This is a genomic window from Vibrio gelatinilyticus (assembly GCF_022836845.1).
GTDB classification, from domain to species: domain Bacteria; phylum Pseudomonadota; class Gammaproteobacteria; order Enterobacterales; family Vibrionaceae; genus Vibrio; species Vibrio gelatinilyticus.
This window is the reverse complement of record NZ_JAJNNZ010000031.1, coordinates 1-10,434: the sequence shown is the minus strand read 5'-3', so window position 1 is coordinate 10,434 and position 10,434 is coordinate 1. Positions and strand designations below refer to the sequence as shown.

General features: G+C 46.8%; 7 protein-coding genes. 4 read left to right on the top strand and 3 right to left on the bottom strand.

What is annotated here, in order from left to right:
• Positions 1-36: 36 nt before the first annotated feature.
• Complete coding sequence (gene fghA, locus LNL84_RS19405) at positions 37-882, bottom strand: S-formylglutathione hydrolase (protein WP_244359483.1); 846 nt, start codon at positions 880-882, stop codon at positions 37-39.
• Positions 883-935: 53 nt separating this feature from the next.
• Positions 936-2,060, bottom strand: a complete 1,125-nt coding sequence (locus tag LNL84_RS19400) for an S-(hydroxymethyl)glutathione dehydrogenase/class III alcohol dehydrogenase (protein WP_244359481.1) — start codon at positions 2,058-2,060, stop codon at positions 936-938.
• Between the two features lie 169 nt (positions 2,061-2,229).
• On the opposite strand from LNL84_RS19400, the gene LNL84_RS19395 reads away from it, so the two are divergent.
• Positions 2,230-3,117 (top strand): LysR family transcriptional regulator, encoded by an 888-nt coding sequence (locus LNL84_RS19395; RefSeq protein WP_244359479.1) that lies wholly within the window; start codon positions 2,230-2,232, stop codon positions 3,115-3,117.
• On the top strand, positions 3,107-3,634 hold the full coding sequence (tadA, locus tag LNL84_RS19390; RefSeq protein ID WP_244359477.1) for a tRNA adenosine(34) deaminase TadA: 528 nt from the start codon (positions 3,107-3,109) through the stop codon (positions 3,632-3,634). Before LNL84_RS19395 ends, tadA begins: the two co-directional genes overlap by 11 nt.
• Before the next feature lie 589 nt (positions 3,635-4,223).
• On the opposite strand, the gene mltF is transcribed toward tadA, so the two are convergent.
• Complete coding sequence (gene mltF / locus LNL84_RS19385; RefSeq protein WP_244359475.1) at positions 4,224-5,765, bottom strand: membrane-bound lytic murein transglycosylase MltF; 1,542 nt, start codon at positions 5,763-5,765, stop codon at positions 4,224-4,226.
• A 297-nt stretch (positions 5,766-6,062) separates the two neighbouring features.
• On the opposite strand from mltF, the gene purL reads away from it, so the two are divergent.
• Complete coding sequence (purL, locus tag LNL84_RS19380) at positions 6,063-9,962, top strand: phosphoribosylformylglycinamidine synthase (RefSeq protein WP_244359473.1); 3,900 nt, start codon at positions 6,063-6,065, stop codon at positions 9,960-9,962.
• 177 nt (positions 9,963-10,139) lie between these two features.
• Positions 10,140-10,382 (top strand): DUF3622 domain-containing protein, encoded by a 243-nt coding sequence (locus tag LNL84_RS19375; protein WP_244359471.1) that lies wholly within the window; start codon positions 10,140-10,142, stop codon positions 10,380-10,382.
• Positions 10,383-10,434: the final 52 nt, after the last annotated feature.

The window sequence follows — 10,434 nt, the reverse complement described above, 5'->3', positions numbered from 1 at the left end:
CGAGACGGGCTTTTTTATGTGGCTTATTTGAGAAACTTAACTTTTTAAGAAGCCGGCATGGAAGCGTAAATGGTCTTCAATGAAGCTTTGAATAAAGAAGTAGCTATGATCATAACCCGGCTGCATACGCAGCTTAATATCACTTCCAGACAGCTCAGCCGCCGCTAGCAGTAATTCTGGCTTTAACTGTTCTTGCAAGAACCCATCATCTTCACCCTGATCGACCAAGATAGGCAACGTGGCCATTTTTGTCTTTAGCAATTCAGCGCTGTCATATTGCTTCCAATCATTGGTATTATTGCCGAGGTATTGCCCTAGGGCTTTTTGCCCCCACGGACAATTCATAGGGTTGCTAATAGGGCTAAATGCTGAAATTGAACGGTATCTTTCGCTATTTTTTAAGCCAATGGTCAATGCGCCATGTCCGCCCATACTGTGTCCTGAAATGGAACGAGCTTGAGTCACTGGAAAGTGCTGCTCAATCACTTTCGGCAGCTCATCAACGACATAGCTGTACATGTGATAGTGTTGATTCCAGGGAGCTTGAGTCGCATTGACATAAAAGCCAGCACCTAGGCCAAAATCATAGGCACCTTCAGGATCATCCGGTACATCTTCGCCACGCGGGCTCGTGTCGGGGGCGACTATCGCAATGCCGAGTTTAGCCGCTGTTCGAAAAGCCCCTGCTTTTTGCATAAAGTTCTCGTCGGTGCAGGTTAGGCCAGAGAGCCAGTAGAGTACAGGCACTGGATTATCAGCGCTCGCTTCTGGTGGCAAATAGATGGCGAATCTCATTTGGCAATCTAGTGACGAAGATAGGTGATGGTATTGTTTGTGCCAGCCACCAAACACCTTGGCTTGGCTTACATTTTCTATGGTCATTCTATTCATCCAGTTTAAAAGCAGGGGCCCTAGAACACTAGGACCCTAAATGATTAATAGTGAATGACGCTGCGAATACTTTCGCCTTTGTGCATCAATTCGAATGCTTCGTTAATGTCTTCAAGTGGCATAGTGTGAGTAATGAATTCTTGTAGGCCAAACTCTCCGGCCATGTAGCGGTTAACAATGTCAGGAAGCTCACTACGCCCCTTAACGCCGCCAAAGGCACTACCACGCCATACACGACCAGTGACTAATTGGAATGGGCGGGTTGAGATCTCTTGCCCCGCGCCAGCAACACCTATGATGACCGATTCCCCCCAACCTTTATGACAGCACTCCAGCGCTTGACGCATCACGTTGACGTTACCGATGCATTCAAACGAGTAATCCACACCACCGTCGGTCATTTCGATAATAACCTCTTGGATAGGCTTATCGAACTTTTGTGGGTTGATTACATCTGTTGCACCAAGCTGTTGTGCGAGCTCAAACTTGCTTTCATTGATATCTACACCGATGATCTTGCTAGCTCCAGCCATGCGAGCACCAATGATCGCTGACAGGCCGATACCACCTAGACCGAAGATAGCGACGGTGGCGCCCTTTTCTACTTTGGCGGTATTGAGCACTGCGCCCATGCCTGTCGTTACACCACAACCAAGCAGGCAAACTTCTTCTAGAGGTGCTTCTTTGTTGACTTTAGCAAGCGAGATCTCTGGAAGTACTGTGTACTCAGAGAATGTGGAACAGCCCATGTAATGGTAGATAGGCTGACCATCTTTATAAAAACGAGTTGTGCCATCAGGCATCAAACCTTTACCTTGGGTTTCACGAACGGCTTGGCAAAGGTTGGTTTTTCCTGATTTGCAGAACTTACACTCTCCACACTCCGCAGTATAAAGTGGAATAACATGGTCGCCGATTTCAACGCTAGTAACGCCTTCACCAACCATCTCTACGACGCCGCCACCTTCATGACCGAGGATACTTGGGAAGATCCCTTCTGGATCATCGCCTGATAGTGTGAAAGCGTCGGTATGGCAAACTCCAGTTGCGACAATGCGAACAAGAACTTCGCCCGCTTTGGGTAGCATTACATCCACTTCTTCCATTTTTAACGGCTGGTTTGGTCCCCATGCGACAGCGGCACGAGATTTAATAAATTGTTCAGTCATGGTTATTCCTTTTTTACAGGGTCACAGAAATCGTTGGCTGCTAACTTCATAAGCCTAGTTCAGCTTGTGTTGTTTGCATCAGATGGGAACAGTATATTTATTTCTCATATAATGATAATTACCAAAAAGTGAAATACACTATTACTTAATTGTAATAATGGGAATGCACGTGGCTAATTGGGAAGGGGTGAATGAGTTTGTGGCTGTTGTTGAATCGCAAAGTTTTACTGGCGCCGCTGAAAAGTTATCGACTTCTGTGGCTAACATTAGTCGTAGGGTGAATGCTCTTGAAGATAAGTTGGGGGTTAAGCTTTTTGTTCGTACAACCAGAAAGGTGTCTGTAACCGCTGTCGGTGCGACTTTTTATCAACACTGTAAGCCTTTGGTTGAAGGTTTGACGTTGGCTGAACTCGCGATTACCCAACTCCAGTCAACGCCTAAAGGCAAAATAAAAATAACAGCACCAGTGACGTTTGGTGAGCAAGTACTAGCTCCCTTGATACACGAATTCTTGCTTGAATACCCGCAAATTGAACTGGATATGGTGTTGTCGAATAAAAAGATGGACTTGGTTGAAGAAGGGTTTGATCTTGCGGTGCGCCTAGGGCGACTTGAAGACTCGACTATGATGGCTAGGAAGCTTTTCGACCGAGAGGTGTTTGTTTGCGCAAGTCCTTCTTACTTAAAAAGGTATGGAGAGCCTCATACCTTATCTGAGCTCAAGCGTCATAACTGCCTGCGCGGATCGACGAGGTACTGGCGATTTGATGAGAAAGGAGATGAGCGTCTTATTCATGTCGATGGGCGTATACAATGCAATAGTGGCTATGCTTTGGTTGATGCTGCATTAAAAGGGTTGGGCATTGTGCATCTTCCCGATTATTATGTGCAGCCTTACTTGCAAACCGGCGAACTGGTTGAGGTGCTGAGTGCTTACCGGGGAAATCAGGAAGGGATTTGGGCTCTTTACCCACAAAACCGGATGCTCACTTCGAAAGTTCGCACCTTGATTAACTATTTGTCAGAGTCATTAGGCCAAAAACAATATGAGCAATAAAACCACTACGTCGAAATTTAATGATGACGACTACCAATACATGCAACGCGCAATGGACCTTGCTGCTCTGGCTGAACAAGAGGGGGAGGTACCCGTTGGCGCTGTCTTAGTTAAGGCTGGTGAAATCATTGCAGAGGGCTGGAATCAGTCTATTGGCCAACATGATGCTAGTGCTCATGCTGAGATGCAGGTGATCCGTAAGGCTGGGCAGGTTCTCAAAAACTATCGATTACTTGATACCACGTTATACGTCACTCTTGAGCCCTGTCCAATGTGCGCAGGTGCACTATTGCACAGCAGAGTAAAACGAGTGGTCTTTGGTGCTTCAGATCTTAAAGCGGGTGCGGCAGGTTCAGTACTAAATTTGTTTGAAAGCCAGGCTTCTTATCATTATGCCGATGTAGACTCGGGTTTATTGGCAGTAGAGTGCCGCCATCAGCTACAAGCATTTTTTAAACGAAGAAGAAAAGAGAAGAAAGAGGCAAGAAAGCAGGAAAGAGAACAAGGTGGTTTGTAAGCAAACATCCAACGTATCGGATGCTTGCTCATCAACCTTTAGTCATTTAATAACTGCATAAAGGTTCTATTTCGCCAAATAATTTTTTTCTTATTATTGGCTAACATACGCTTTCGGCGATTTGCCGTCACGGTCTTGCTAAGGCGTTTAGATAAACTTCTTTTTTTAGCAAGCATAAAACGACCTCCTATCACAACAAAAATATATCTTCGCTTGACTGTATTTGATATCACTGCCGTGTTGTTCTGTATATTCAAACTTAATTTGTCGTTTAAATAACGGTAGTGAGAATCTTAGTCAAAGGCGAGGCGTGATTTTATTCTCGCTCTCTCGAAGCACAAAAACACCTATCTTCCCCAGTTAAAACCCTGGGAAAGTTTCGGTGTGATTACCTGTTAGGTAAGATGAAATTCGGTTAAATTTCACTCTTGTTTGATTGTGAACATAAGAGAAAGAAATTCCCATGATCAAACTCACAAAACAATGTAAGGGTTGCAGGAGAAAAAATCAAGTGTGTAATATGTATTCAATTTACACACTTGAAATTGTGAGTTAACTAACTTAATTGACAATAAAGGCTGTACTCAATCTAGTTATTACTCTCTGTTGTTTTTGTCTGTGAGGGCTGAGCGGTTGATGATGTCTCGCTGCTTTGTGCGCTGGAGAGCGGATCGAGTGCCGGAATAACCGTTAGGTTTTCCATTGAGATCTCATTCGAGGCTGCCATCTGCTTGTCGACATGACCAATGATGCTTTGATAGTAACGACGAATATTCTCAACATAGTTACGAGCTTCATCCCCCCGAGCATAGCCGTAACGAGTTTGGCTGTAGTATTTTTTTTGTCTAAGCAGCGGCAAGCGATCTTTGACATCAGCCCACGCATCAGGATTGCCACCTTGGCGTTTGGTGATGCGGCGAGCGTCCATCATGTGACCGTAACCAACATTGTATGAGGCTAGCGCAAACCAGATCTTTTCATGTTCACTAATAGAGTCAGGAACTCTATCTACGATGCGCCGTAAATACTCAACACCACCACGAACAGACTGCTCGGGGTCTAATCGATTAGTGACACCAACGCTTTTTGCTGTGGGGAGTGTCAGCATCATCATACCACGAACTCCTGTCGGGGATTTTGCCACCGGGTTCCAATGTGACTCCTGATACGCCAATGCGGCAATAAGCCGCCAATCAAAATCGTTGGCGTATTGTTTAAATAGTGGGCTCCACTTCGGTAATTTACTGTCCAATGCTCGTATGAATGCTCTCGTGTCGACATAGTCAAATGTGGTCACGTGGCCAATGTATTTTTCTTCCAGATTAGCCAGATCGCCGGTCTGCTTTAAGTGACCAAAAAATTCAATTAACAAAGCATACAGACTTTCGTCATCCGATTGGCGCATATACCAAGAAATAGGTTGATCTTCTGTCAACTCAAATGCCAATGCGAGATCTGGATGGATACGTTGCGAAAGTGATAGCTCGACAGAGTCAGCCATAGTGAACAACAATTCACCGTCAGAGACTTGAGCGAGAAGATCCTTTACATCGGCGTCGGGATCGATTTCGTACCGAAATTCAGGGTGCTCATGTGCTACCTTGGCAAGGGTTTGCTCAAAATGGGAGTCTTTGACAATAGAAAAGATCACGCCATTTGTATCTTCCTCAAGTAATTTGTCTTGCCTTTCTAGAAGCTGATTAAGATTTCTTGGGCGCCATTGTCCTTTCTTATAGACGACTTGTTGGCTCACGTAGTAGTACGCAGGACCAGCACGAAAGTGCTCAACTCTTGATGGAGATTGGCTTAAACCTGCAGCAATAATGTCGATTTCACCTTGCTGCAAAGCTGGAAATAGACTGGAGAGTCGATAGGCAGGTTTCATTTCCAATTTGACACCCAGCTCATCCGCAAATTGACGGGCGAGCTCATAGTCGAGACCTGTTGGCCCATCGGGTCCAATATAATAGGAAAGCTGGTTGTTGAGCGTTCCTACTCTTAACACACCCCGTTCGCGTATGTTTTCCAGTTCATTTTTTGGTTCCGAGTCAATTTGGCAGCCAAAAAGTGAAATGGACAAGCAGCAGAGTGTCAATGTGCGGGTCCAGTGTACAAAGGTTAGCTTAAGCATTTATAGATAAATCTCATAACGTTAGTTCTGTCTTTATACCAAACGCAGGATTGCAGGCAAAGTTACTTTCTGAAAACTGTCCGTTAAGGTCACTCTAATGATGAAAAAAAACACAGAATCTTGTTGAATTGAAAAAATGACGAAAACGTTTGCGTTTTCGGTTACGTCACAAAAAAAAATACACTATAATACGCCCGAAACAGGCTAGGATAAATTGGTATACGTTCGGTTTTTTATTGTAACCTAATGAATTTATTCCAATATATCCTCAATCAACTGCATAAGAGACCTAAGCACATGAGAATTTTGCGTGGTTCCCCAGCTCTTTCTGAGTTTCGTGTTAACAAGCTACTAGAGCTTTGTCGTGAACTAAACCTACCAATTACCGGTATTTACGCTGAGTTTGCCCACTTTGCCGACCTAACGGCAGACCTGGATGCGTCTGAAGTTGAAAAATTAGAAAAATTGCTGACTTACGGTCCAACGATCGAAGAGCATGAGCCAACGGGTACACTGCTTCTTATCACGCCTCGTCCTGGTACTATTTCGCCATGGTCTTCAAAGGCGACAGACATTGCTAATAACTGTGGTCTTGAAAAAGTGACTCGTTTAGAGCGCGGTACGGCTTATTACGTTGAGTCATCGACGGCATTGACGGCGCTTCAACTTGTTGAGTTAAAAGCCGTAATTCACGACCGCATGATGGAAGTGGTGTTTACTGATTTTGAATCAGCTACGGCACTATTCCAAGTTGCGGAACCTGCACCTGTGGCTGACGTTGACCTGCTTACGGGGGGGCGTAAAGCGCTTGAAGTCGCCAATGTAACGCTAGGCCTCGCCCTTGCAGAAGATGAGATTGATTACCTATTAGAAAGCTTTGTGACTAAGCTTGAGCGCAACCCGACAGATATTGAGCTAATGATGTTTGCACAGGCGAACTCTGAGCACTGTCGTCACAAGATCTTCAACGCAGACTGGACTATTGACGGCGTGAAGCAAGACAAGTCGCTGTTCAAGATGATCAAAAACACATTCGAAACGACACCAGACCATGTTCTGTCTGCATACAAAGATAATGCAGCGGTTATGGAAGGCTCTGAAGTCGGTCGTTTCTTCCCAGATCCAAAAACACGTCAGTATGGTTACAACCACGAGAAAGCGCACATCCTGATGAAGGTGGAAACTCACAACCACCCAACAGCGATTTCTCCATGGCCAGGTGCATCGACAGGCAGCGGTGGCGAAATTCGTGATGAAGGCGCAACAGGTATTGGCGGTAAGCCAAAAGCAGGTCTTGTAGGCTTTACGACTTCTAACCTTCGTATTCCTGGCTTCGAGCAGCCTTGGGAAACGGACTTTGGCAAGCCAGGCCGTATCGTTAACGCACTGGATATCATGCTAGAAGGTCCACTAGGTGGCGCAGCGTTCAACAACGAATTTGGTCGTCCAAATCTACTAGGTTACTTCCGTACTTACGAAGAAAAAGTCACGTCTCACGCAGGTGAAGAAGTTCGTGGTTACCACAAGCCAATCATGATTGCCGGTGGTATGGGTAACATCCGTGACGAGCACGTTCAGAAGAAAGAGATCCCGGTAGGTGCAAGCCTAATCGTACTTGGTGGTCCTGCAATGAACATCGGTCTTGGTGGTGGTGCAGCCTCTTCTATGGCTTCTGGTCAGTCTGCTGAAGACCTAGACTTTGCATCAGTACAGCGTGAAAACCCAGAGATGGAGCGTCGCTGTCAAGAGGTGATCGACCGCTGCTGGCAGCTAGGTGAAGACAACCCAATCGCGTTTATCCACGATGTGGGCGCGGGCGGTATCTCAAACGCACTTCCTGAGCTTGTTGATGATGGTGAGCGCGGTGGCATCTTCCAGCTACGTGACGTACCAAATGATGAACCTGGCATGAGCCCACTTGAAATCTGGTGTAACGAATCTCAAGAACGCTATGTAATGGCGGTAGCGCCAGAGAACATGGAAGCATTCGATGCTATCTGTAAGCGTGAGCGCGCACCATACGCAGTAGTGGGTGTTGCAACTGAAGAGCGTGAACTTAAGCTTGAAGATTCACACTTCGACAACACGCCAATCGACATGCCGATGGACATCCTTCTAGGCAAAACGCCGAAGATGCACCGTGATGCGAAAACACTGAAAGTAGACAGCCCAGCGATCTCTCGCGAAGGCATTGAAATGAACGATGCGGTTGACCGCGTTCTTCGTCTACCAACTGTGGCAGAGAAAACATTCCTAATCACCATCGGTGACCGCACGGTAACGGGTCTTGTTGCTCGTGACCAGATGGTTGGTCCTTGGCAGGTACCAGTAGCAAACTGCGCGGTAACCGCAGCGAGCTACGATACTTACCACGGTGAAGCGATGTCTATGGGGGAGCGCACGCCAGTAGCTCTACTAGACTTCGGCGCTTCTGCTCGTCTAGCGGTTGGTGAGTCTCTAACCAACATCGCAGCAACAGACATCGGCGATATCAAGCGCATCAAGCTATCGGCTAACTGGATGTCTCCTGCAGGTCACCCGGGTGAAGACGCTGGTCTTTACGAAGCGGTGAAAGCTGTGGGTGAAGAGCTATGTCCAGCACTGGGTCTAACGATTCCGGTGGGTAAAGACTCAATGTCGATGAAGACGAAGTGGAACGAAAACGGTGAAGACAAAGAAGTGACGTCTCCACTTTCACTGATTATCACTGCGTTTGGTCGTGTAGAAGATGTTCGTAAGACGGTCACGCCACAGCTTCGTACCGACAAAGGTGAGTCATCACTGGTTCTGGTTGATCTGGGTAACGGCAAAAACCGTCTAGGTGCAACGGCATTGGCACAGGTGTACAAGCAGCTGGGTGATAAGCCAGCAGACGTAGACAACGCAGAGCAGCTAAAAGGCTTCTTCGATGCGATGCAAACGCTTGTTCGTGATGACAAGCTAGTGGCTTACCACGATAAAGGCGATGGCGGTCTATTCGTAACCCTTGCTGAAATGGCATTTGCCGGTCACTGTGGTGTGAAAGCAGATATTGCTGACCTAGGCGAAGATGCGCTAGCGGCACTATTTAACGAAGAGCTAGGTGCGGTTGTTCAGGTTAACAATGACGACCTAGACACAGTGAAAGCGGTGCTAGCGGCTAATGGTCTAGAAGCATGTTCTCACGTAATCGGCAGCGTTGAAGCGTCAGATAACTTCGTTATCACTTCTGGTGATGCGGTTGTTATCGAGCGCTCTCGTACAGAGCTACGTACTATCTGGGCGGAAACGACGCACAAGATGCAGTCTCTACGTGATAACTCTGCATGCGCAGACCAAGAGCACGAAGCGAAGAAAGACAACGCTGACCCAGGTCTGAACGTGAAACTGAGCTTCGACGTTAACGAAGATGTTGCAGCGCCATACATCGCGACGGGCGCTAAGCCTAAGATGGCCATCCTTCGTGAGCAGGGTGTAAACTCTCACGTTGAAATGGCTGCAGCGTTTGACCGTGCTGGCTTTGAAGCGACAGACATCCACATGAGCGACATCCTGACGGGTCAAGCGGTTCTAGAAGAGTACCAGGGTCTTGTGGCTTGTGGTGGCTTCTCTTACGGTGACGTACTAGGTGCGGGTGAAGGCTGGGCGAAGTCTATTCTGTTCAACGACCAAGCGCGTGACCAGTTCCAAAGCTTCTTCCACCGTGAAGATACCTTCTCACTAGGTGTGTGTAACGGCTGTCAGATGCTATCGAACCTAAAAGAGCTGATCCCAGGTGCAGACCTATGGCCACGCTTCGTTCGTAACGAATCTGAGCGTTTTGAAGCTCGTTTCAGCCTAGTTGAAGTTCAGAAGTCTGACTCTATCTTCTTCGATGGTATGGAAGGCTCACGTATGCCAATCGCGGTATCTCACGGCGAAGGCCGCGTAGAAGTTCGCGATACTGACCATCTAAACGCAATTGAAGCATCGGGCACGATAGCGGTACGTTACGTTGACAACAACGGTAACCCAACGCAGCAGTATCCAAACAACCCGAACGGTTCACCAAACGCTATCACAGGTCTAACGACTACGGATGGCCGTGTGACTATCATGATGCCTCACCCAGAGCGTGTATTCCGTACGGTTGCTAACTCTTGGGCTCCTGAGTCTTGGGGTGAAGACAGTGCTTGGATGCGCATGTTCCGCAATGCTCGCGTGAACGTAGGTAAGTAACCGTCAATTGAATGGTATTGGTGTAAAAGTCCTCAGTGGAAACACTGGGGATTTTTTATTGTCTAAAATACCTGAGATTAATAGAACGTTTTGTGTTCTAATACCGCGCTAGCTTAGGGATGGCTAAGTAATGATCACATTGGACTATCCCTGAAAATACCCTTAGGAAGCATTTAAATGTCTGAAAACAAAAAGTTTACTATCCGTATCACGGAAAAGCGTAATGGTTGGGCGGCCGAAATTATTCGTCAGGTAACGGCTCGCAGAACAGCGGTTTCGAAGCGTGAGATGGGTTTTGAAAGCGAAGAATTAGCGCAAGCTTGGGCTGAAAAAGAATTGGCTGGTTTTATTGAAAACCAGGCTAAGCGTAATGAGCGCAAAGCTGAAGCAAGAAATGCCAAGGTTGCAAAAGAGGACTGATCCTCGGTAACCTTCATGAATTAGGCCTTGCCTAAAATGAAAAAGCCGCAGA